General features: G+C 58.2%; 16 protein-coding genes. 8 read left to right on the top strand and 8 right to left on the bottom strand.

Going from position 1 to position 23,779, the window contains the following annotated elements; genetic code table 11:
• The first annotated feature begins 94 nt into the window (after positions 1-94).
• Positions 95-6,406 (top strand): DUF4011 domain-containing protein, encoded by a 6,312-nt coding sequence (locus C2846_RS03205; protein ID WP_119700647.1) that lies wholly within the window; start codon positions 95-97, stop codon positions 6,404-6,406.
• A gap of 136 nt (positions 6,407-6,542) precedes the next feature.
• On the opposite strand, the gene C2846_RS03200 is transcribed toward C2846_RS03205, so the two are convergent.
• A complete protein-coding gene (locus C2846_RS03200; protein ID WP_080050556.1) occupies positions 6,543-7,751 on the bottom strand; it encodes an acyl-CoA dehydrogenase in 1,209 nt (402 codons plus the stop codon).
• A gap of 178 nt (positions 7,752-7,929) precedes the next feature.
• On the opposite strand from C2846_RS03200, the gene C2846_RS03195 reads away from it, so the two are divergent.
• Complete coding sequence (locus C2846_RS03195; protein ID WP_080050555.1) at positions 7,930-8,868, top strand: LysR family transcriptional regulator; 939 nt, start codon at positions 7,930-7,932, stop codon at positions 8,866-8,868.
• A 120-nt stretch (positions 8,869-8,988) separates the two neighbouring features.
• On the opposite strand, the gene C2846_RS03190 is transcribed toward C2846_RS03195, so the two are convergent.
• The 3 genes from C2846_RS03190 to C2846_RS03180 form a co-directional block, all read right to left on the bottom strand.
• Entirely contained in the window at positions 8,989-10,440 is a 1,452-nt protein-coding gene (locus C2846_RS03190) for an aminotransferase-like domain-containing protein (RefSeq protein WP_119700646.1), read from the bottom strand.
• A gap of 159 nt (positions 10,441-10,599) precedes the next feature.
• Positions 10,600-11,403: a substrate-binding periplasmic protein gene (locus C2846_RS03185; RefSeq protein ID WP_240638137.1), complete on the bottom strand. Its 804-nt coding sequence runs from the start codon at positions 11,401-11,403 to the stop codon at positions 10,600-10,602.
• Positions 11,404-11,525: 122 nt separating this feature from the next.
• Positions 11,526-12,137 (bottom strand): MiaE family protein, encoded by a 612-nt coding sequence (locus tag C2846_RS03180; protein ID WP_080050552.1) that lies wholly within the window; start codon positions 12,135-12,137, stop codon positions 11,526-11,528.
• A gap of 143 nt (positions 12,138-12,280) precedes the next feature.
• Between C2846_RS03180 and C2846_RS03175 the strand changes: the two genes are divergently transcribed.
• The gene (locus C2846_RS03175) at positions 12,281-13,141 is read left to right on the top strand and encodes a universal stress protein (protein ID WP_119700645.1); all 861 of its coding nucleotides are present in this window, start codon (positions 12,281-12,283) and stop codon (positions 13,139-13,141) included.
• A 49-nt stretch (positions 13,142-13,190) separates the two neighbouring features.
• Here the strand turns inward: C2846_RS03175 and C2846_RS03170 are convergent, their stop codons facing one another.
• The gene (locus C2846_RS03170) at positions 13,191-13,664 is read right to left on the bottom strand and encodes a DUF1289 domain-containing protein (protein ID WP_119700644.1); all 474 of its coding nucleotides are present in this window, start codon (positions 13,662-13,664) and stop codon (positions 13,191-13,193) included.
• 369 nt (positions 13,665-14,033) lie between these two features.
• Between C2846_RS03170 and acnB the strand changes: the two genes are divergently transcribed.
• Positions 14,034-16,628 carry a bifunctional aconitate hydratase 2/2-methylisocitrate dehydratase gene (gene acnB, locus C2846_RS03165; RefSeq protein ID WP_119700693.1) on the top strand — a complete coding sequence of 865 codons (2,595 nt, stop codon included), beginning with the start codon at positions 14,034-14,036 and terminating at the stop codon, positions 16,626-16,628.
• A gap of 1,781 nt (positions 16,629-18,409) precedes the next feature.
• Here the strand turns inward: acnB and C2846_RS18545 are convergent.
• The 3 genes from C2846_RS18545 to C2846_RS03140 form a co-directional block, all read right to left on the bottom strand.
• Complete coding sequence (locus C2846_RS18545) at positions 18,410-18,715, bottom strand: hypothetical protein (protein ID WP_131038200.1); 306 nt, start codon at positions 18,713-18,715, stop codon at positions 18,410-18,412.
• Positions 18,716-18,720: 5 nt separating this feature from the next.
• Positions 18,721-19,149 (bottom strand): hypothetical protein, encoded by a 429-nt coding sequence (locus C2846_RS03145; protein WP_119700641.1) that lies wholly within the window; start codon positions 19,147-19,149, stop codon positions 18,721-18,723.
• Between the two features lie 264 nt (positions 19,150-19,413).
• Positions 19,414-20,019 carry a TetR/AcrR family transcriptional regulator gene (locus C2846_RS03140; protein ID WP_119700640.1) on the bottom strand — a complete coding sequence of 202 codons (606 nt, stop codon included), beginning with the start codon at positions 20,017-20,019 and terminating at the stop codon, positions 19,414-19,416.
• Positions 20,020-20,108: 89 nt separating this feature from the next.
• Between C2846_RS03140 and C2846_RS03135 the strand changes: the two genes are divergently transcribed.
• Genes C2846_RS03135 through C2846_RS03120 form a run of 4 tightly spaced genes read left to right on the top strand, consistent with a single transcriptional unit; the run spans position 20,109 to position 23,661 of the window.
• On the top strand, positions 20,109-21,587 hold the full coding sequence (locus tag C2846_RS03135; RefSeq protein WP_119700639.1) for a flavin-containing monooxygenase: 1,479 nt from the start codon (positions 20,109-20,111) through the stop codon (positions 21,585-21,587).
• Between the two features lie 14 nt (positions 21,588-21,601).
• Positions 21,602-22,426 (top strand): SDR family NAD(P)-dependent oxidoreductase, encoded by an 825-nt coding sequence (locus C2846_RS03130; protein ID WP_119700638.1) that lies wholly within the window; start codon positions 21,602-21,604, stop codon positions 22,424-22,426.
• Positions 22,427-22,437: 11 nt separating this feature from the next.
• Positions 22,438-23,382 carry an alpha/beta fold hydrolase gene (locus C2846_RS03125; protein ID WP_119700637.1) on the top strand — a complete coding sequence of 315 codons (945 nt, stop codon included), beginning with the start codon at positions 22,438-22,440 and terminating at the stop codon, positions 23,380-23,382.
• Between the two features lie 60 nt (positions 23,383-23,442).
• On the top strand, positions 23,443-23,661 hold the full coding sequence (locus C2846_RS03120) for a YgdI/YgdR family lipoprotein (protein WP_080050534.1): 219 nt from the start codon (positions 23,443-23,445) through the stop codon (positions 23,659-23,661).
• Positions 23,662-23,779: the final 118 nt, after the last annotated feature.

Here is a 23,779-nt window from a genome sequence, read left to right as displayed (position 1 = left end):
CTGGGTTTATCTCCAAGCTCTCGATGGTCCGAAAATGCCGAGCGGGTTAAGATTCGAAAACCTTCGAATGGCATAAGAAAAAACAGGTCGGATCATGGAACACGAGCAACAGTCAGGCACATACCAGGCCAACGATGCGGACGCCCTCGTCGGGGAGTTGTTTTCCGGAGGTATTACCGTCAGCGAGGCGATAGAACGGCTCAGAACGCGTCTGTTGGATTTGTCCGGGCGGAACCGCCTACTCAACTATCGGCACCCGAAGGGGCGGTGCATACAGATTGTCAACGAGCCAAACATCAACCTCGTGTTCGATCGCCTCTACGTAGATGGCAAGGGTGTTCCATTCAAATACGTGCCCGAGCCGTCGCCCGACTCCTATGAGGGAAAGAGACCGGAGGCCCGGCTTTACGCTCCCCGAGCGGGCATATCGACGTCATTCGAGTTTCCTCCTAATCCCGAGGGTTCGTCCGGCCGCCGACTGCACGGGATACAAACCCTGCTGTATCCGGCGGATCTGGAGCGGCAACTGCGAAAAATCTCCAGCGAGGCCAAGACGGCAGTCGAGGAAACAGGGTCCAACATGCTGTTCCTCGTGTTCGGCTTTCTGGAATTCTACGACAGCGAGGACTCCGAGCGTCCGATGCTGGCCCCGCTCCTCTCCTTGCCCGTAATCCTGGTTCGCGGCGACATAGACCGAGAGACACGCACCTATCAGTACACGGTTCAGCACAACGGCGAGGATTTGGCGGAGAACCATACGCTGCGGGAAAAACTGCGACGGGACTTCATGCTGTCCATTCCCGAGTTCGGGGAGGAGGATGAGCCTGAGGCCTATTTCAGAAACATTGAGGATGCGGTGAAGAATAATCGTCGCTGGAAGGTGCGTCGCCAGATCACCCTCGGCATGCTCTCCTTTGGCAAGTTGGCCATCTGGTCTGATCTGGACGGTAAGAAGAACCCGGCCCTGACGGAACACAAGCTAATCCGCTCGGTGTTCTCCGGCGGGTCGGGCGGAGGAAGCGGAGACGGAGGTCTGCATGCCAAGGACTATAGAATCGACGACCTCCCCGAGGCGTCAAAGCCTCTCATATACGACGCAGACTCGTCGCAGCACAGCGCGATTATCGACGTGCTCGCCGGCAAGAATCTGGTCATCAACGGCCCGCCCGGCACCGGCAAATCACAGACGATCACCAATATCGTCGCGGCCGCCCTCTCGAACGGAAAGAAGGTCTTGTTCGTCTCGGAGAAGCTGGCGGCCCTTGAGGTGGTTCGACACAGGCTCAACCATGCCGGCCTCGGTCATTTCTGTCTTGAGCTCCATTCGCACAAGACGCAGAAAAAAAAGTTCCTTGAGGATATAAACGCGCGCATCGAGGAGAGTTTTCCTCCCCCTGCCCAGTTCCAGGCGAAATTGGCCACGCTCCGGCGACAGAAGGCCGAACTCGCTCGTTATGCCGAACTAATGGGGAGCCGCATTGGCAACGCAATGGGGCTGACGATCAACGAGGTATTCTGGGCTGCTGAGCGGCGCAGACAGGAGCTCGGAACTCTGTCGGCGGAGGTGAACGCCATCGGGGTTCCCGACGCATCCAAATGGACCCATGACGACGTCGCGGCCCGCCGATCCAGGCTCGCGGCGCTGGCGGAAGCGCACAACGCCATCGGAGGATACACTTCGGAGCATCCTTGGTGGGGGTTCCTGCCCGAACCTCTGTCTCCATCCGACGACGAGACCATCGCGCGGACGATTCATCAAGCGCTCGAACATGCCCGCGTAGCGGATGTCGCCGCCGACAAGGTCGCGGCCCTTTTCGGACTGGCAGAGCAACCGTCGGCCACCGAAGCGGAGAAAGTCAGGATCGCTCTCGATTCGGCGCCGTCCGTTCCAGACAGGTTGAATCCTTCGTTGCTACCCAAACTCTTCGATCCCGAATCTGACCCGAACGGCCTGAGCAGCTCGCGACTTCTCTCCGACGTCGCCGCCGGGGTAGGCAAAACCAGAGAGCTCTTCGAGTCGGCTGCAGAATCGCTTGCGGACGGCTGCAGGCTATCCGCCGAGGAGGCGATCGAGGCTCGCAACATTGTAGAAAACCACCGCCTGACGCCCTCGCTTCTATCGGCTGGTATCGACTTGGCTCGCGAGGCAGCCGTAAGACTGGAGAAAGCCGTCGTCGCGTTCGAAGCAGCAGCCAAGGCCTCGGGGCCGGAATATGGCTCCGCGGGAATGGCTGCTTTGGAGACGTTTCTAGCGGGAATGGCCGACGAAACAGCATCCGGACTTGGGCCGTTCCCTATCCGATCCGTAGCGGAGAGAGCGGCCGCCGTCATGGAGGTATCCGCCTCCATCTCCGACGCGCTCTCCCGCGTGGAGACTATTGCCACGCGGAGAGGACTGCCTTTCGACGCCACGCCGGACTCGGTCGCCCGTCTCGCTGATCCTGACGGGATTGCCGGTCTCGCAAAGGGCATCCGTTGCGACGAGGCGACTCTGGCGGTAGCCAGACGTCTGTCCTCGTTCAGCCTCGCGCACAAACCCGTTGACGAAATCGTCGCGCTCAGGAACCGCCTCGACGCCAACCTGTCCTCCTGCGCCTTGGCTCTGGAACGCTGCTCTCAGGCCGCCGAACGTCTCGGAGTTCCGTTCGACACCTCGGCCAAGGCCGTGGCGGAGGTCGGGATTCTGGCGAAAATCGCCGCCTCGGCACCAGCGGAACTGCTCGAATATCGCAGGCCCTCGTTCGGGCATCCCGCCACAGCGGAGCTGATCAGCGAAATCCGAGCCGCGCTCTCTGCGGAGACAGCCGGACGGGAGTCGTTCGAAGCGCGCTTCTACCTGGATGCCCTCCCCTCCGTCGGGGAGATTAAAACCGCCATAGCCTCCCTTCGCGCAAAAGACGGATTCCTCGCTTTCTTCGACGGGGATTGGCGTAAAGCTAAAAAGCTTCACGCGAGCCTCTCGAGGGAAAAGCGAAAGCTGACCGGTCGTGACCGGTCGGAGGAGTTGGCGCTGCTTGCCTCCTGGATCGAGGAGCGAGACGCATTTCTGTCGAACCGGGAGTTGATCGAGACCTTCGACGGATTGTTCAGGGGACTGGAAACGGACCCGGCGAAAATCGCTCGGCTCTATGACTGGTATCAATCCTCAAAGACTATGCTTGCCGGATGCCCGGGATTGTCGGAGCGGGTCGATTTGACCACGGCTCCCGCCGAGCGACTGGCGGAGTTGGCCGCGAAAGCCGAAGCGTGCGAAACCGACGTCCGGCTTCTGGATAATCTTGGAACGACCGTTCGTGAAATATTCGGTGCCGATGTTTCCGGTCTCCGAGAGGCGCTCTCGAAAGGATATGGCCATGCTCTCGAAGTGCTCGCTCAGGCATCGGCCAGCATGGAAAAAGTCATCGGATTCTTCGGAGAGCGTGCCGAGAAGACTCTGTCCCCGAAGGATGCTCTGCGTCTGATGGAGGCCAGGGCCGACCTGGACGCGGCGGCTCCCGAGCTTACGTCTCTGATGGAAGCGACAAAGGCGCTGAAGGCTGCCGGAGGAGACGAACTCGGCGCGCTGGCGGATATGACCGGAGGGCCCTGGAATGCCGCTCTGACTCGCGTCTCTGAGCGAGCCGAGTTTGCCATCGAGATTGCCTCGCAGGCCTCTTCCTTCGCCGTCCTCGACGCCCCCTTGTCAATGGCAGAAGCCTTCGCCAAGGCCAAACGGGAGCTCGACGAGGCTTGGTCTCTCGTATCCGCCCCTCCCGCATGGAATCGATTCGAGAACTGGCTTGGTTTGGCAGAGGCGGCTCGCTCGGACGCCTCCGCAACCAAGCAGATGCTGGAGCGTTTCTCCTCTGTTGCTAGACCTGGCGTCTCAGCCTCCGCAGTGTTCGCCGCGATGGAAATGGAGAGCGAGGCCAGGGAAATTCTGGATCGCTTCTCCGCGTCGGAGGATGTGCGTCGGATGCTGGGAGACGTCTTCGAAGGCGCGAAAACCGATCTGAATAGTCTCTCCATCACTCACGATTGGGGGTCAGCCATATGCGCGTTGGAACTACCAAAGGAGGTAAGAAAAAGCCTCCTTTCAGAGGAAGCCCACTCCTCTCTGGAGCAGGCGCGGCGTTTCAACGGTGACATAGACGACGGCTGCAGACAGGCCAGAGTCGCGCTCGAGGAACTGTCGCGTTTCGGCTCGTTCTCCTGGGACGAATGGCAGAAAGCGGCCCGCAGCGCTGTCGGACGGGACCTTCCTTCCGAGATCGTCTCTAAGCTGCAGGAGCCGGCGGAAAGTCCCGACTCTATCCTCCCTTGGTCGAAATACCTCACGCTGAGAACTCAGGCACGAGTGGAAGGTCTGGACGACTTTGTCTCTGCCCTCGAATCCGAAAGGCTGCCGTCGGCCGCGCTGGCGTCAGCCTTCGAGCTGGCCGTGTTTCAGTCGATAGGTCGATCCGTCTATCAAGCTTTCCCCGAGCTGACTCGCTTCGACGGATCCGCACACGAGAAAATCCGAGCGGATTACCGAGCACTGGATGCGGAGATTGTCTCGCTGACCGGGAAGGACTTCGGCAGCCAGATAGAGCGCCGCACGCGCGTGCCGGAAGGACAACGCGGATCGACGGTCGGCGACTACACCGAAATGCACCTCCTGCGTCGAGAAATTAACAAGCAGCGGCGTCATATTCCGATTCGCCAGTTAATCAAACGAGCAGGCAAGGCCCTTTTGGAACTGAAACCATGCTTCATGATGGGGCCTCTATCTGTCGCCCAGTATCTCGAGCAGGGAGCCCTGAAGTTCGACCTGGTAGTAATGGACGAGGCGTCCCAGCTTCGCCCCGAAGAAGCTCTCGGAGCTATCGCGCGAGGCTCTCAGCTTGTCGTCGTGGGAGATCCGAAGCAGCTTCCTCCGACCAACTTCTTCGACCGCATGGTCGACTCCGGTGACGAGGACGACGAGGCCCCGGCCGCGATCAGCGGCATGGAGAGCATTCTGGACATCTGCCAGCAGCTCTTCACCCCTGTAAGGAATCTCCGCTGGCACTATCGGTCGCAGCACGAGTCCCTAATAGCCTTTTCGAATCACCATTTCTACAAGAACCTGATCGTTTTCCCGTCACCCTACGCGAAGAATCCGGGACTCGGAGTCAAATACCGCTACATTCGCGGAGGCATATACAAGGACAGGCAGAATCTTTCGGAGGCCCAGCGTCTGGTCGATGCAGTCTTAGAGCACATGCTTAAACGTCCGGACGAGTCGCTCGGCGTGGTTACTCTAAACCAGACGCAACGCGAGCTGATCGAGGAGCTTCTGGACAAGAAGCTGAAAACCTTCGCTGAAGGCGCGGAGTTCATGAGACGCTGGGAGGCCGAGGGTTGGCCCTTCTTCGTCAAGAATTTGGAAAACGTTCAAGGCGACGAGCGCGACGTGATCTTCATCTCGACCACTTTCGGCAAAGTGATCGGCACGGATAAGGTCAGGCAGAACTTCGGGCCGATCAGCCGGCCCGACGGATGGCGGCGACTCAACGTGCTTTTCACCCGCTCGAAACGCAGAATCGAGCTGTTCACCTCCCTGAGCCCGGAAGACATCATCGTCGACGAGAAGACTCCGCTTGGGACTAAAGCTCTCCGCGACTATCTGGATTTCGCCAAGCGAGGCGTGCTCGTCACGACCGACGAGGGAGCGAGAGATCCTGACAGCGATTTCGAGGTATCGGTCGCCAACGTGATCACGTCGATGGGCTACGAGGTGAAGCCCCAGTTGGGCGTGGCCGGGTTCTTCATAGACATGGCGGTTCGAAATCCCGATAGGCCGGGAGAGTTTCTGGCCGGCATCGAATGCGACGGAGCGACCTATCACAGCGGCTTTTCCGTCCGCGATAGAGACCGAATTCGCCAGGAGATTCTGGAGTCGCTCGGCTGGCGGGGTCGGATCCATCGTATCTGGTCGACGGATTGGTTCTACAACCCCCGTCGGGAAATCGAGCGGCTCAGAGGATTTCTTGAGGAGCGCCGCCAAATCATGGCAATGGAGGAGCCGGCGGATTGGGAGGAGGAAGATGAGTTCGGTGAGGAGACTCCCGCCGAACCCGTGCAGGCCGCCGTCGCTGAACTGGTGGCGGAGATTGCCGAGTCTGCTGGAAGCGATGACCTGTTCGTGGAGGTCGGAGACCGCGTCACGTATTGCCCCGCCGACGACCCAGCAGACCGCCACAGCATCCTGATTGTCGACAGCGAAAGCAATGTGAAGATGGGACTCGTCAACGAGAACGCGCCGCTCGCCCAAGCCCTGCTCGGACTTGCTCCGGGCGACGAGGCCCTATTGGATATCTCAGGGCAGAGGCCCCGTCGAATTCGGGTCATTAAGGTGCAACGACAGGGGAGCTCTTGCCGTGAGTTGAAGTCGATACTGTAGTCGAAGACTCGACGAAAAAATGGCCCCCAATATTTTGGGGACCATTTTTCATGTCTGCCGTCCGAACCTGACAGACCGGTTACTCGCTTTTTGTTAACGACTTGCAAACAAGGCGTTTTTTGTTAGCGGTACCGGCTTAACGAGCCATGTACTTGCCCAGCTCATGCTTGCCGATGGCCGCGCGGTGCACCTCATCCGGGCCGTCAGCCAGGCGCAGGGTACGCTGCATGGCATACATGTGGGCCAGCGGGAAGTCTTCCGAGACCCCGGCACCACCGTGCATCTGGATCGCACGATCGATGACGCGCAGAGCCACATTCGGAGCCACAACCTTGATCTGAGCGATCTCGCTCTTGGCTACCTTGTTGCCTACGGTATCCATCATATAAGCCGCTTGCAGGGTCAGCAGGCGCGCCTGGTTGATTTCGATGCGCGACTCGGCAATCAGGTCAATGTTGCCACCCAGTTGCGCCAGACGCTTACCGAAGGCCTCACGCTCGACCGAACGGCGGCACATCAGCTCCAGAGCACGCTCGGCAGCACCGATCGAACGCATGCAGTGGTGAATACGACCCGGCCCGAGGCGACCCTGAGCGATTTCAAAGCCACGACCCTCACCCAGCAGCACGTTGCTGTAGGGGACCCGGACATTTTCCAGCACAACTTCAGCATGACCATGCGGGGCATCGTCGTAACCGAAGACCGGCAGCGGGCGGATTACCTTGACGCCGGGGGTATCCATCGGCACCAGAATCATCGAGTGCTGCTGGTGACGCGGCGCATCGGGATTGGTCAGACCCATGAAGATCATGATCTTGCAACGCGGATCACAGGCACCGGAAGTCCACCACTTGCGACCGTTGATTACCCACTCATCACCTTCGCGGCGGGCATTGGCCTGCATGTTGGTAGCGTCGGAAGAGGCTACGCCCGGCTCGGTCATACCGAAGCAGGAGCGGATTTCACCAGCCAGCAGCGGCTTGAGCCATTTTTCCTTGTGCTCTTCGCTGCCGTAGCGAACGATAGTTTCCATGTTGCCGGTATCCGGCGCGCTGCAGTTGAAGGCTTCCGAAGCCAGGCCCGAACGACCCATCAGCTCAGCCAGCGGCGCATATTCGAGGTTGGTCAGGCCGGCGCCCAGTTCCGACTCAGGCAGGAACAGGTTCCACAGCCCCTCAGCCTTGGCCTTGACCTTGAGCTCTTCAACAATGGCGGTAGGCTGCCAGCGATCACCTTCAGCCACTTGCTGGTGAAAAATCGGCTCAGCCGGGAACACATGCTCCTGCATGAACGCATCGACGCGCTCGCGCAGCTCTTTCACCTTGGGAGAATATCCAAAATCCATGATTGCCTGCCTTTTCTGGTTATCAAACGAAGATTGCGACCAGAAAAATGCTAGTTGAGGCTGAGGGATTTATCTAACCTATTTTTGGTGTGTATAAACATTCATAAGCGATATATACTTGGCCAAAAGTATAAAGCACATGTCTCGACCTTGAGCCAATCAACCGAAGGATGTTGCGATGAACCTCAGCAAAGTTGATCTGAACCTGTTCATTGTATTTGATGCCATCTATACCGAGGCCAACCTGACCCGTGCCGGGCAGATTGTCGGCATCACCCAACCTGCAGTGAGCAACGCCCTCGCCCGCCTGCGCGAGACCTTCAATGACCCGCTGTTCGTGCGGACCGCCCAGGGCATGGTCCCCACTCCCATGGCCCAGAACATCATTACGCCGGTGCGTCAGGCGTTGCAGCTGTTGCGCGTTTCGGTTCAGGAAAGCCGCAGCTTCAATCCCGAACAGGCAACCAAGACCTATCGCATCAGCATGACCGACGCCAACGAGGCAGTCATTCTGCCCCAGCTGGCCGCGCGCATTCGCCGCCTGGCTCCCGGCATCAAGATTGACAGCTTCCTGGCCAAGCGCCGGGAAACCACCAAGGAACTGGCCGCCGGCCGCCTGGACTTCGCGATTGACGCGCCGCTCAACACTGATACCCAGGTTCGTCACGTCAAACTGTTCGAAGACCGCTATGTCTGCGTGATGCGTCAGGGCCATCCGCTGGCCAGCAAGGAGCGGCTCAGCCTGGATGATTACCTGGCCCAGTCGCATATCCACATTTCCAGCCGCCGCAACGGCCTCGGGCATGTCGATCTGGCTCTGGGCAAGATGGGTATTCAGCGCAATGTGGTACTGCGTTCACAGCATTATCAGATGGCACCGCTGGTGCTGGACAACACCGATCTGGTGATGACCGTGCATGAGCGTTTCGCCAAACGCCACCACTTGCATTTCGCCCAGTTGCCGATCGATGACGTACCAGCCATCGAAACCCACATTTTCTGGCATGAAAGCACCGATCAGGATCCGGCCAACCGTTGGATGCGTGAGCAGATCATTGAGCTGTCACAACAGATTCAGCGCCAGGAACACAAGGAAAAGGCCACCGCAGTAGTCTGAGCCCGTAGGAGCGCTCTGCGAGCGCGAAAGGGCCTTGCCGTCACCGCCCATCCGCTTCGCGGCCGCAGGCCGCTCCTACCGAAACACACCCCGTAGGAGCGCTCCGCAAGCGCGCGAGCACTAGCCCGCCAGCGCCGGCTCCAGCGTCTGGCGCTCGATCAGCAACTGCTGAGCCAGCACTCCCAAGGTCATCACCGCCCGCTCGGCATTGCGATTCCAGGGTATACCGCAGTTCAGGCGCAAGCAGTGGTTGAACTGGTCCGAGTTACTGAACACAACCCCCGGCGCAATACTGATCCCCTGCTCCAGCGCCCGGGTAAACAGCACCTGGGTATCCACCCCGCCCGGCAGACTGACCCAGAGAATGAAGCCGCCCTTGGGCCGGGTAATCTGGGTCCCTTCGGGAAAGTACTGCTGAACCGCCAACTGGAAGCTGCTCAGGTTCTTGCGATACTCCTGACGGATATGCCGCAGATGCCGGTCATAGCCCCCGTTCTCCAGATAGGCAGCAACCGCCATCTGGCTAACGCTGCAGGCCGACAGCGTGGTAAAGGTTTGCAGCTTTTCAATAGTGTCCTGATGCTTGCCGGCCACCACCCAACCAGTGCGCACGCCCGGCGAAATAGTCTTGGAAAAGCTTGAGCAATACATCACCGTATCCGAACAGTCGAAGGCCTTGAGCGCCCGCGAGCGACCGTGGTCAAACATCAACTCGCCATAGATATCATCTTCGATGATCGGAATGCTCAACTGAGCCATCATCGCCACCAGCTTGCGCTGGCGGTTTTCCGGCATGGTCGCACCCATCGGGTTACCGGCCCGCGAGGTCACCACCAGAGCCTTGATCGGCCACTTCTCAGTGGCTTTCTGCAGCGTTTCCAGACTCAAGCCGGTTTCCGGGTCGGTGGGAATCTCAATCACCTTGAGCCCAAGCAACTCGCACAACTGCAGCAAGCCATAGTAGCTGGGTGATTCAGTGGCGATCAGGTCGCCGGGGTTGGTAATCGCCCGCAGGCACAACTGCAATGCTTCGACACAGCCATTGGTGATCACCACGCCCTCGGGGTCGACCATCGCTCCGGCATCGCGCATCCGAATCGCAACCTGCCGGCGCAGGGGCTCATAACCCGGGCTAAAGGTATAGCTGAAGGCTTTCTGACTGTGAAAGCGGGTGACCTTGCTCATCTGCTGATGCAGCGCCCGCAATGGCAGAAAGTCGCTGGAGGGTACCGCCGCGCCCAACGGCATGACGCCATCGCGCCGGGCCTGACGCAGAATCTCGCTGATGATGCTGCTGCGGGTCACCGCGTAGGGATGCTCAACCCGGGCAATCTGTGGCGTAGGCGCGGTCAGTGCCGGAGTCTGATGCACATAATAACCGGACTGCGGGCGGGCTCGGATCAGACCCTGATCCTCAAGGGTGGCATAGGCCTGCAGTACCGTGGCATGGCTCACACCTTTCTGGGTGCTGAGCTTGCGCACCGATGGCACCCGTTCGCCAGGCTGATAGAAACCCTTTTGAATGTCCTCAGCCAACTGCTGGGCAATTTGCTGGTACAACAGATTGCTCATAACCGCTCCCTCCGTATGGCCTAACACCCTAATCCAGCACAGGGCAGCAGAACACCGTACAGTTATCGGGAAAAACACCAATACAGATTAGCAGAGCAAGGACTGTTGCGGTCCAAAGAATTTCAGATGTAACTGTTTTGAAACACCTGAGGCAATTAATCAGTCAAAAACCGCCGGCTCCTCAGCAAGACCTGAAGACACTCCAAACTGCGCAGACCAGATAGCCTGATACTTCTCCAGCAAGCGCCTCGGCTCGCCCCTGCCGACCAGATCCTGCATGGCCAGGGCCAGGGCCGAGCGCAACGCCGGAGAGTTACAGGCACTGCGATGGGAAATGGTGTAATACAACTGCTCGCTGATCAGCGAGCCATCGATGATGTCGAGCTGATCGGCAATGCCCAACTGTTCGGCCACTGCCAGCCCCTGGTAGCGCTCATAGACCACGTAATCGACCCGCCCCAGCAGCAGAGTGCGAAATGACTGCTCAATCGAAGACACCTTTTCGATCCGCAAATGGTCCCTGGCGTAGGTATCGAAAGCCTGGCCATAACTGTTATTGACCAAAGTACTGCCGCGCTTGTCTCGCAGATCGTCCCAGCCGGAGTAAGGAAAGGCGCTGCCGCGTCTGACAAAAACCACGCTGGGTACCTCTATATAGGCCGGATACACATAATCCATATAGCCCAACCGCTCATGAGTCAGAAAGGCCCCAGCCAGCATGTCCACCCGCCCACTGCGCACCTCATCCTGGGCCCGCGCCCAAGGGCCGACATTCAGCACCTCGACCTTTACCCCGGCATCGGCCAGGGCCATCTCCAACAACTCAACACCAGCGCCAATCAGCCGCTTGTCATCCTGCGGATCAACCCATAACAACGGTGGATACTGAGGGTTGCCGGCAACGACCACTCGTTCGCAAGTACCTGTTGCCCAGGCTGGGGTAGAGCTCAGCAAGGCCGCCAATAACAAACCAGCAAGCGACGCGCGGCAACCTGTTCGGACAAACCTCATGCATCCCCTCCCTAGCCTCGAAACACCACAACAGTGACTCATTATAGACAACTGTCTCGATCTTACACCCGGACTCAGCAAGCCTGGGCGGCAACGCCGCTGTGGAAGCGAAATTCGGAATCGTCGGCCATCACGGCCTCGGCCTCTACCTCGGCAAAGAACGCTACCCGCTCATCAATCGGACCTTGGGCATACTTGCCCGCCAGCTTCAGGTAATCCTGGTAATGCCGGGCCTCGGACTTGAGCAGCGAACGGTAAAAATCACCCAGTTCAGCATCCAGATGCGGTGCCAGCTTGGCGAAGCGCTCACACGAGCGCGCCTCGATAAACGCCCCGACAATCAGAGTGTCAATCAACCGCCCAGGCTCGGTAGTACGCACATGTTGACGCAAACGCTGAGCATATTGGCTGGCGGACAAGCCACGATAAACAACCCCGCGTCGCTGCATCAGTGCAGTCACCTGCTCGAAATGACGCAACTCCTCACGGGCCAAACGCGACATTTTCTGCAGCAAATCGGGCTTGTCGGTATAACGAAACATCAGATTAAGTGCTGTCGAGGCGGCTTTCTTTTCACAGTTGGCGTGATCGATCAGCAGCTCTTCAGGGTGCTCCAGCGCTTGGGCAACCCAGGCATCAGGCGTTGAGCAGCGGAGAAAATCGAGCAATTCTTGCGGCAAGGTCATGGAGTCACGTGGCGTTGGCAATCAATGAGCGCAAATTATACGGATATATCAGCGCTCTAGCACCTTGACCCATATCAACAGCAGGCCCCAAAAAACCAGCTACATTGAAAGTAGAACAGCAAAACCGCCATAGGGAGAACGCCATGCAGGCCATCAAACGTATTCTGGTTATCATCGACCCAAGCCAGACCGAACAACTGGCTTTGAATCGTGCCAAGCTGATTGCCGGAGTCATCGAATCGGAGCTGCATCTGCTGGTTTGCGAAAACCGCCAGGATCACAAGCCGCTGCTCGACAAGTTCTGCACCGAACTGGAAGCAGCTGGTTTCAAAGCCTCCGCCTCGCAATCCTGGCACGGCAACCTGACCGATACCATCGTTCAAGCCACCAGTGCACAAGGCTGCGGCCTGGTGATCAAGCAACATCTACCAGACAACCCGCTGAAAAAAGCACTGCTGACCCCGGATGACTGGAAAATCCTGCGCTACTGCCCTGCCCCGGTGCTGATGGTCAAGACCACCGAGTCCTGGATGCGCGGCGCAGTACTGGCTGCCGTAGATCTCGGCAACCATGATGATCAACACCACGTACTGCATGACACCATCGTCAGCCACGCAGCCGATATCGTCGAGATGATCAACGGCGAGCTTCATCTGGTCAGCGCCCACCCGGCACCCATGCTGTCGGCTGCCGACCCGGTCTATCAGTTGCGCGAAAACATTGCCGCCCGTTATGTCGAAGAAGCACGCAAGTACATCGACCAGTACGAACTGGACAACGAACGCCTGCATATCGACGAAGGCCCAGCCGACACCCTGATTCCCAAAGTCGCCAAGCAGGTCGGCGCCAGTGTCACGGTCATCGGCACCGTCGCGCGCAAGGGGATCTCCGGCGCCCTGATCGGCAACACTGCCGAGGTGATTCTCGACCAACTGGAAAGCGACGTGCTGGTGCTCAAGCCAGATGACATGATCGCCCACCTGGAAGAACTGCTGGAAAAATAACCAAGGAACCGGAAGCGGGAGCCCAGCTCCCGCCTCCCCATGCCATGAGTCACTGACCGCCCAAGGGCGCGCCAGGCATCCCCGGCAAAATTGTGTGTCGCTCGTAATAGGCTTGCGACAAAGCCTGAAAGTCATGATCGATTTCATCGCGCAACTGCCGCGCACTTAGTCCCAGCCTGCTCGGCAACACTTTCAAACCACATCCACTCAGCGCCTCGTCGCCAGCGCGCACCAGCAACTGGTAGGCCTTGCTGGTCCACGGCTGACCTGGGTCACAAACCACCCGCCAGCGCTCCAGCGCCTGCTCCAGCGCCAACACCGAGTCCAAAGCCAGGCGCGCCGTCAGCACCTGCCCAAGCAACTGCTCCAGCCGCCGCCAGATCGCCGCCCGCTGCTCGGCGCTATAGCGGTTCCAGTCGATGATTTCATGACTGAAACGTTTGCAACCACGGCAGACCGTGTCCCCGAACACCGTCGAACAACGCCCTACGCACGGCGTCTTGTCGGTATAACTAGCAACCATGAAGTGATATCCCGCCCATTTCTCAGGGTTTCCCGCAAAAGTGACCCGGTCCGGCAATCGGACCGCCGGTATTGTCTCATACGAAGGTCAAACAGCTCTGCAACTTAACTTTACCCGGCAACTACTGTAGAATCGGCCCGCCGTTAGGGCTGTGTGTCAGGCGTTTGCCCGCAACCCGATTCGTATCTGCCAACCCAGTTACCCAGGTTGTCCACTCAGAAACGGGCTTGCGTTTGTACCCCAGCCTTCCCGGCATGTTGGGGAGCACTGAATAGTTTACTTAGGCTGAAGGCGATTATTCAGTGCTTCCCTGGTCCGTGAGGATGACCGTTCCGTCACAAGCGGAACAGACTGATGAGGGTAATTACTGTGCTTGAAGCCTATCGCAAACACGTTGAAGAACGCGCCGCCCAAGGCGTTGTGCCTCAGCCGCTGAACGCCGAACAAACCGCCGGTCTCATAGAACTATTGAAAAACCCGCCGGCCGGTGAAGAAGAATTCCTGCTTGATCTGCTGACCAACCGCGTCCCCCCGGGGGTTGACGAAGCCGCCTACGTCAAGGCTGGTTTCCTGTCTGCAGTCGCCAAGGGTGAAGCCACCTCCCCGCTGCTGACCAAAGAGCGTGCCGTTGAACTGCTGGGCACCATGCAGGGCGGCTACAACATCGCCACCATGGTCGAACTGCTCGACAACGCCGAACTGGCCGCTGTCGCCGCCGAACAGCTCAAGCACACCCTGCTGATGTTTGATGCCTTCCACGACGTAGCCGGCAAGGCCAAGGCTGGCAACGCCAACGCCAAAGCCGTGCTGCAGTCCTGGGCTGATGGCGAGTGGTTCACCAAGCGCCCGGCTGTCGCCGAAAAGATCTCCCTGACCGTGTTCAAGGTTCCTGGCGAAACCAACACCGACGACCTGTCGCCGGCCCCTGACGCCTGGTCGCGCCCGGACATCCCGCTGCACGCCCTGGCCATGCTGAAAATGGCCCGTGACGGCATCGAGCCGGTCGAGCCTGGCGTCATTGGCCCGCTGAACCAGATCGAAGCCATGAAAGCCAAGGGCCTGCCGGTTGCCTACGTAGGTGACGTGGTTGGTACCGGTTCCTCGCGCAAGTCCGCCACCAACTCGGTGCTGTGGTTCTTCGGCGACGACATCCCCTACGTTCCGAACAAGCGTGCCGGTGGTTTCTGCTTCGGCACCAAGATCGCCCCGATCTTCTACAACACCATGGAAGATGCCGGCGCTCTGCCGATCGAATTCGATTGCAGCAACCTGAACATGGGCGACGCCATCGACGTCTACCCCTACGAAGGCAAGGTCTGCAAACACGGCACCGATGAAGTCATCACCACCTTCGAACTGAAGACCCAGGTGCTGCTCGACGAAGTACGCGCCGGTGGCCGTATTCCGCTGATCATCGGCCGCGGTCTGACCGAGAAGGCCCGTGCCGAACTGGGTCTGGGTCACTCTGACCTGTTCCGCAAGCCTGACGTACCGGCCGCCAGCACCAAGGGCTTCACCCTGGCGCAGAAGATGGTCGGCAAGGCTTGTGGCGTCGAAGGCATCCGCCCCGGCACCTACTGCGAGCCGAAGATGACCACCGTCGGTTCCCAGGACACCACTGGCCCGATGACCCGTGACGAGCTGAAAGACCTGGCCTGCCTGGGCTTCTCCGCCGATCTGGTCATGCAGTCTTTCTGCCACACTGCGGCCTATCCGAAGCCGATCGACGTCACCACCCACCACACCCTGCCCGACTTCATCCACACCCGTGGTGGTGTCGCGCTGCGTCCGGGTGACGGCATCATCCACAGCTGGCTGAACCGCATGCTGCTGCCTGACACCGTCGGTACCGGTGGTGACTCGCACACCCGCTTCCCGCTGGGCATCTCGTTCCCGGCTGGTTCCGGTCTGGTCGCCTTCGCTGCTGCCACCGGCGTTATGCCGCTGGACATGCCCGAATCGGTACTGGTGCGCTTCAAGGGCAAAATGCAACCCGGCATCACCCTGCGTGACCTGGTTCATGCCATCCCCTACTACGCCATCCAGCAAGGCCTGCTGACCGTCGAGAAGAAAGGCAAGAAGAACATCTTCTCTGGCCGCATCCTCGAGATCGAAGGCCTGGAGCACCTGACCGCCGAGCAAGCGTTCGAGCTGTCTGACGCCTCCGCCGAGCGTTCCGCTGCCGGCTGTACCATCAAGCTGAGCGAAGAGTCGGTTGCCGAGTACCTGAAGTCGAACATCGTCCTGCTGCGCTGGATGATCGCCAACGGCTACCAGGACGCCCGCACCCTGGAGCGTCGCGCCCAAGCCATGGAAGCCTGGCTGGCCAACCCGAGCCTGATGCAGGCCGACGCCGACGCCGAATACGCCGCCGTGATCGAAATCGATCTGGCCGACGTCAAGGAGCCGGTACTGTGCGCCCCGAACGATCCAGACGACGCCCGCCTGCTGTCGCAGGTAGCTGGTGACAAGATCGACGAAGTCTTCATCGGCTCGTGCATGACCAACATCGGTCACTTCCGCGCCGCCGGTAAACTGCTGGAGAAGAACAAGGGTGCCATCCCGACCCGTCTGTGGCTGGCTCCGCCGACCAAGATGGATCAGTACCAGCTGACCGAAGAAGGCTACTACGGCATCTACGGCAAGGCCGGCGCTCGTATGGAAATGCCGGGCTGCTCGCTGTGCATGGGTAACCAGGCCCGCGTAGCTGCCAAGTCCACCGTTGTCTCCACCTCCACGCGGAACTTCCCGAACCGCCTGGGCGATGGCGCCGACGTGTACCTGGCCTCCGCCGAACTGGCCTCGGTAGCGTCCATCCTGGGCCGCCTGCCAAGCGTTGAGGAATACATGAGCTACGCTGCCGAAATCGACAGCATGGCTGGCGATATCTATCGCTACATGAACTTCAACGAAATCGAGTCCTACCAGAAAGCTGCAGCGTCCATCCCGGTCGCTCAGCTGTAAGGGTCAGACCCGATAAGCAACCCCGCCTTCGGGCGGGGTTCTGAAAAATCCGATACCGGGCGACTGGTGTCGGATTTTTTATGGCAAATCAACGGGACATTGCCCCAAAAATCCTAGACAACCTTTGAAATCAATAACCCACCAAAGAAAAAAAGATTGACCCAAGCGAGCATGTAGATATAGCTGGAACTGCTCGCAGCAGGCCCGAATTCAAAATAGCCAAGAAGCGTATTACTGATACTCTTCGCTCCGCCAAAAAAAATCACCCATATAGAGACACTTACACTGAGCATATAAAGAAGCATCATTTCTCCTTGGGCCAGTTATACATAACGTTGGCTACTCATAGCATTCCTCCTATGCTCTAATCATAGGCTAGGAGTGTCCACTGCATCGGTGAGAAGTCCAGGGAGTCCAACGCCCGCTGCAAGGCAAACCTAGGCTGCCTCAGTTATCTAAGGCGTGTCACCCGAACCCTATTACTAACACCATCAACCTGCATTTCGTACCCGCCTCGCGTGCGGAAAATTAGCACCTTCGGTCGGTATTTGTAAGAGTACATGTACGCATAAGACGCCTGTTGCCAGACCTGACCATTCTCCAACTTAAAGATGGTCTCTCCTTCCCAGCCTGAGAACTCCCCGTCGATTCTCGATTCAATGACATCAGTAGAGGGAGCCGATGGGGATTGAGTTGGTGGCCCTCCGGTTGCGATCTGCCGGACGTTGAATGTCTTCCCGCCAACCATCATTCTCCCTCGCGTTGAGCACACGATTACCATGGGGTAGTACTCGTACATGTATGCATACTCGTACTGCACCTCCCACAGAGAGCCATCGGTCAGCTTGAAGATCTCACCGTGGTTACCCATGAACGGAATCGGACTAATGATCGACGACTCAAAACAAGTTTGAGCGGATGCCAAACCCGGCATCAGAACCGCGACACAAGCCACAAGAAATATTTTTAATGACATGTATCCGCCCTCCTTTCTTGCTGTAGACCACCGGCAGCAAGTGAAGACAACCTGCGTTCTTGGTGGATCTGTTAGGACTTTAATCCTCAGGATTAGACAATTAAAGTCATTTATCTGAAATTGGACATAAGTCGGTGCTACCTACCGTTAATACTGCACCATTGGAGTATGTACAGTATCGACTAAAACCATTCACTCTTTGACGTGTTAACGAGCCAAACCCAACACTTCTTTTTTCAATGTTAATAGTTGGCGAACCATAACTCTTAACACCTGAATTACTAATCGGACATAGGCCTGCACTACCCACTGTGAGTACGCTTCCGTCACTATAGGTGCAGTAGCGACTAAACCCATCAACTTCTTGTGATTGTAGCGCACCCCACGCATACACATTAGCGGAGATTATCGAGCTAATAACAAATGATATAAATACAAGATTTTTCATAACTCAACCCTCTGTGAAAAGCCCTATTTTTAGGTGGCTCGGAGGCCTAGCGTGGAGGCTCAGGATGCTGAGCGACATTCTCGCTAAGCGCCAGATGAGAAAAGGCGATAAGAACCATGCGACTATGCCAATACCAAACACCCAGGAGGCAAGAGTCTTGTCGTCTTCGGCGATGACCTTCGAGATGCCAAAGAGCGCGAAAACGCCCCCCCAGCAAAGAAGCGGGGGGAAGACACCCGCTCTCGGGCTCGGCTTTACTTTCATTCGATGGTTGAGTATCCATGTAGCTCCTAACACCCGCAGCACAGGCAAATTTGTAGCGCAGCGGGAAGTTCATTGTCCCTGTGACTGCGATTGTTAGGTTTTGACACCACTGACCACAGCTTTCAATTGCAGAATAGACTTTAATGACGGCTCAAGATATTTTTCCATGGGTCCTGGGCTTTCCAAAGCAGTTTCAGCCAATAAACTCATGATCTTATTTAGATCATTAATATCAATGAGCACTTTATAGTTATGCCGAGATTTTCCAGTAAAATCTTTAACCCCGGGCTTTTTAACAACAAGGCAAGATTCGCTCTTGTTCCACGAAAATATTGGTGAAGACAGCTCAACATGGGTTTCCCCATGGTCGGCTGTCGATCCGCTGCGGTATATCTTCATAACGGTTATTCCGGTTCCTGCTGAGACTTTCCTGCATCTCTTTTCTCGATGTACTCTGCAGATGCTTGACTTTGCGCCGCATCTTCGTCCATCCCAGACCGCATCAGTTCAATCGCTCTCCTCATAATTGGAACCATTGTTTCCTTCTCAATGTCCTTTCCCTGTGCGACCAATCCACGCCTCATGAATTCAAGTTGCAGCTCCATGATGTATAGCTTTTTCCCCTCGTATTGTTTTTTGATACCACTGCCTTGCTGATTACTGAAAGGTAGTGATTTGTACCTTCTTATCCATGCTTCTTCAGACTGTATGCGTCCAAGGATAGCCTCGATACTCATTGATTCAGGCTTAGGAGCACCTTTCGCATGACCCAGAACGATCAGCACAAAGAACACCAAGATGCCACCAACAACGATGAGCGTTAAAATTTCCATCTTTTTCTCCTAAAACCTAACAGCGAAGTGGATCGACAGCTTTCATTGGCTTCTCTGTTTCATGCACACAATCATGCCCCAACGCACACCGGGTGCGAGGTTTCGCAGGCGATATCAAGGGGGTATAGCAGGCTGTGGGCTGTTCTGCTGCCGATTGCGTATCCTTGCTGGGCCATGCCGACCTCCTTGTCGATGATGGTTTGAAGATAAACCCTTATCACGTAGAGGCCAAGTGCCATTTTGAGGTTGGCCAGGCTTTGCCGGTTAGCTGGGCAACAACACCGCCCCCAACTTCAATGCTGTTTCCGCCACCTCCTCCACCGGCTGTCGGTAGCCGCTGGCCATCCAGTGCAGGGCGATATGGATCACCCCGCCCATGACGCCGGCGTGCAGCAGCGGGTCGGGGATGTAGTCATGACGGGCAATGACCCGGGTGATGTCGTCGCTCATGGCTTGCAGTGAGCGGGTAATGGCGTCATCTACGGCGGGGCTGATGCCGCGAATTTCCACCAGCAGCAGGTTGGCGGTCAAAGGTTCGGCTTTGAGCGCGGCGAAGTAACTGCGCAGCAGTTGCCGGCCGCGTTCCAGTTGGTTGATGCCGGCGGCCTGGGCGGCGGCGGTGATTTGTTCGCGCAGGCGGGTGGCGGTCTGTTCGTAGCAGGCTATCAGCAGGTCGTCGCTGTGGCTGAAGGATTCATAAAAGTAGCGTTGGGTCAGCCCGGCGGCATCACACACCTGCTTGACCCCGGCATGCCGGTAACCCAGGCGTCCATAGACCTCTACCGCGGCGTCGATCAGTTGCTGGCGGCGCTGGGCTTTGCGCTCTTCGGCGGCGGAGCCACGATAGCGGCGTTGACTGGTAGTCTGCATATTCACCCGGGTTATTCTGACAATCAGGATTGCCAAAGTGTAAGTGACAATCTAGATTGTCACCAGACCCATCGCTACGGACGTGGATCATGAGCACACAACAACAAGTACAGTTCGCCCCGGAACCACTCGATGTATTGATTATCGGTGCCGGCCTGTCCGGCATTGGCACGGCCCGGGCCTTGACCGATCAGTGCCCGGACAAGCGCTTTGCCATTCTTGAAGCCCGCCAGGCCATTGGCGGCACCTGGGATCTGTTCCGCTACCCCGGTATCCGCTCCGATTCGGATATGTACACCCTGAGCTACAGCTTCAAGCCCTGGACCGAACGCAAGGCTATTGCCGATGGCCCGGACATTCGCTGCTATATCGAAGAAACCGCCGAAGAAGCCGGGATCACTCGGTTTATCCGCTTCGGCCACCGGGTTATCAGCGCCAACTGGGACAGCCCCAGCGCCTGCTGGACGCTGGAGGTTGAGATCAGCGCGGCGGATGGCAGTGTGCGCCAGGAGCAGTTGCAGGCACGCATGCTGGCGGTGTGCGCCGGTTATTACAGTTATGCCGAGGGTTACCGCCCGAGCTTTCCCGAGGAACAGCGCTTTGCCGGGCAGTTCGTGCATCCGCAGTTCTGGCCAGAGGATCTGGACTACAGCGGCAAACGCATTGTGGTGATCGGCAGTGGCGCTACCGCCGTGACTCTGGTGCCGGCGCTGGCCGACAAGGCCGCGCATGTGACCATGCTGCAACGCTCACCCAGCTATGTGGTGTCACGCCCGCTGGTGGATGGCATCGCCCAGCGCCTGCAGCGCTGGCTGCCGCTGCCGGTGGCACATGCCTTGACCCGCTGGAAGAACGTGCTGGTCGGCATTTTCTTTTTCAATATGGCCCGCAAGCACCCGGACATGTTCAAGCGCCGGCTGCTGGACATGGCCCGCGACCAGATGGGGCCGGATATCGACCCGAAGCACTTCAGCCCCAGCTACAAGCCTTGGGATCAGCGCATTTGCGCGGTGCCCGATGGCGATCTGTTCCATGATCTGCGCGCCGGCCGGGTGTCGGTAGTCACCGATACCGTCGCCGGCTTCAGCGAGCATGGCGTGCGCCTTGAAAGCGGTGAGGAGCTGCCTGCCGATATCGTCGTCACTGCCACCGGGCTCAAGCTCAACATGCTTGGCGACATGCAACTGAATGTCGACGGCAAGCCGGTCACGCCCGGGGAATGCATGGCCTACAAGGGCATGATGCTCAGCGATGTGCCGAACATGATTCTGACCTTCGGCTACACCAATTCGTCCTGGACCCTGAAGGCCGAGCTGACCGCCAACTACACCTGCCGGCTGCTGCGCTATATGGACCGCAAGGGCCTTAGCGTTGCCGTACCCAGGCGCGCGCCCGAGGTGCAGGAAACCCCATTCCTCGACTTTACCTCCGGTTATGTTCAGCGTGCCGCTGGGCTGCTGCCCAAACAGGGTGACCGCAAGCCCTGGCAGGTCTACCAGAATTACCTGAAAGACAAGCTGACCATTCAATACGGGCGCATCGACGACGGCACCCTGGACTTTCATTAAGAAGGAAACGTTTCATGCGATTGAATGACAAGGTTGCGGTACTGACCGGCGCGGGCAGCGGGATTGGCCGCGCCCTGGCTCTGGCGTTGGCCGAGCGCGGCTGCCATCTGGCGCTGGCCGACATCAACGCCGCCGCACTGGCAGAAACCGCTCAACAGGCTCGCGCTGTCGGGGTCCGGGCCAGTGAACATGTACTGGACGTTGCCAAGCGCGAGCAGATCGCTGCCCTGCCCCAGGCGGTCATGGCCGAGCATGGTCAGATCGATCTGTTGATCAACAATGCCGGGGTTGCGCTGGGTGGTGACTTTCATCAGGTCAGCGAGGCTGATTTTGACTGGCTGATGGCAATCAACTTCGATGCCGTGGTGTGCATGACCCGAGCTTTTCTGCCGCTGCTCAAACAGCGTCCGGTGGCGCGGCTGGTGAACATTTCCAGCCTGTTCGGGCTGATCACGCCGGCCGGCCAGAGTGCCTATTGCGCCAGCAAGTTCGCTGTGCGCGGCTTTTCCAACGCCCTGCGCCTGGAGCTGCGCGGCAGCCCGGTGGGGGTTACCGTGGTGCATCCGGGCGGCGTGGCGACATCTATCGCCACCAGTGCCCGGCTGGCCGATGATATCTCCAAGCAAGACGCCGCACGCAATCTGGAACGTGCCCAGCGCCTGCTGCGCATGCCGCCGTCCAAGGCTGCCGCGATCATCCTGCGCGGTATTGAGCGTGACAAGGCCCGGGTACTGGTTGGTAATGATGCGCGCCTGCTGGCCTGGCTGGAGCGGCTGATGCCAACCAACTACTGGCGTCTGCTGCCGGGGCTCGCTCGCGAGCCAGAACGCCAGCCCTGAAGGTGGCCCGAATGTCGATTATGCAGGGGATGTTGCTCGCACTACTGCTGTTACTGCTCAGTCTGTGGCTGTTCAGCCGCTTCATAGCCTGGCGGGCACAGCTGGCCTCCCCGCCAGAGGGGCGTTTCGTTCGGGTCATGGGGCATCAACTGCATTATGTCGAAGCCGGTCAGGGGCCGGCCATCGTACTGATTCACGGTCTGAGCGGGGTGTCCCGGCACTTCACTTACAGTCTGCTTGACGAGTTGGCTCGTACTCACCGGGTCATCGCCCTGGACCGCCCGGGTAGCGGTTATTCCAGACGCAACCCGCGCTCGTTTGCAGGTCTGGATGTACAGGCTGATGTAGTCGCTGCGTTCTGCCAGGCCCTGTCGCTCGACAAACCGCTGCTGGTTGGTCATTCGCTAGGTGGCGCTGTGGCCCTGGCCACTGCGTTGCGCCATCCGCAATTGACGCGAGGCCTGGCACTGATTGCCCCGCTGATCTGTATGCCGCAATCCACGCCAAAAGTCTTCGCCGCACTGAACATCAGTCAGCCCTGGCTACGTCGGCTGATCGCCAATACTGTGGCGGTCCCGCTAATGCTGTTGCAGCGCGAAAAGGTTCTGAAAATGGTATTCGACCCGGAACCGGTGCCCGCCGACTATGCCCAGCGTGGCGGTGGCACTCTCAGCTTGCGTCCCAGTCACTTTCTGGCGGCGGCCGAAGATCTCGGCGCCCTGGCCAGTCGCATGCCACAGCTACAAGCGGCTTATGCCGGGCTGAGCGTACCGCTGGCCATTCTTTACGGCCGGCAAGACCGGATTCTCGACCCGGCAGAACAGACTCAAACCGTGCTGGAATGCCTGCCACAGACCACTCTGGAGCTGATTGATGGCGGCCATATGTTGCCACTGACTCAGCCACAACACTGCCTGGCATTCATACTCCGGCATGATCAAAAGGGAACCTTTTGAAGACACAGCCTGTCACAAGTGTGTAGTTTTTATCCATACACATTTTGGAGGTGTATTCCTATGAAACAGTCTCTTGTTGCCCTGATCTGTGCCGCCGCCTTTCTGGTTCTGGCCGGTTGCGCCAAGGATCACCTGATCGCCACCCATGATGGCCGGCTGATCGAGACTGACAACAAGCCGAAGATCGATGACGATACCGGCATGATCGAATACAAGGACTACGAAGGTCGGGTCAACCAGATCCCCCAGTCCGAAGTGCGTGAAATCAAGGAACGCTGATCAGCAGCACTGCGGCGGGCATGGCCCGCCGCAAGTTTCCCTCTCCCTCCTGCCGCCAGTGCAAGGGGAATAAAATCCGCGATTAGTATTTTTCTGCTATCACTACTATATAACTAGT

Origin of the sequence: Pseudomonas jilinensis, assembly GCF_003586265.1 — a bacterium.
Classification (GTDB): Bacteria; Pseudomonadota; Gammaproteobacteria; order Pseudomonadales; family Pseudomonadaceae; genus Halopseudomonas; species Halopseudomonas phragmitis.
The sequence above is the reverse complement of the archived record's forward strand: the minus strand, read 5'-3'. Positions and strand labels throughout refer to the sequence as shown.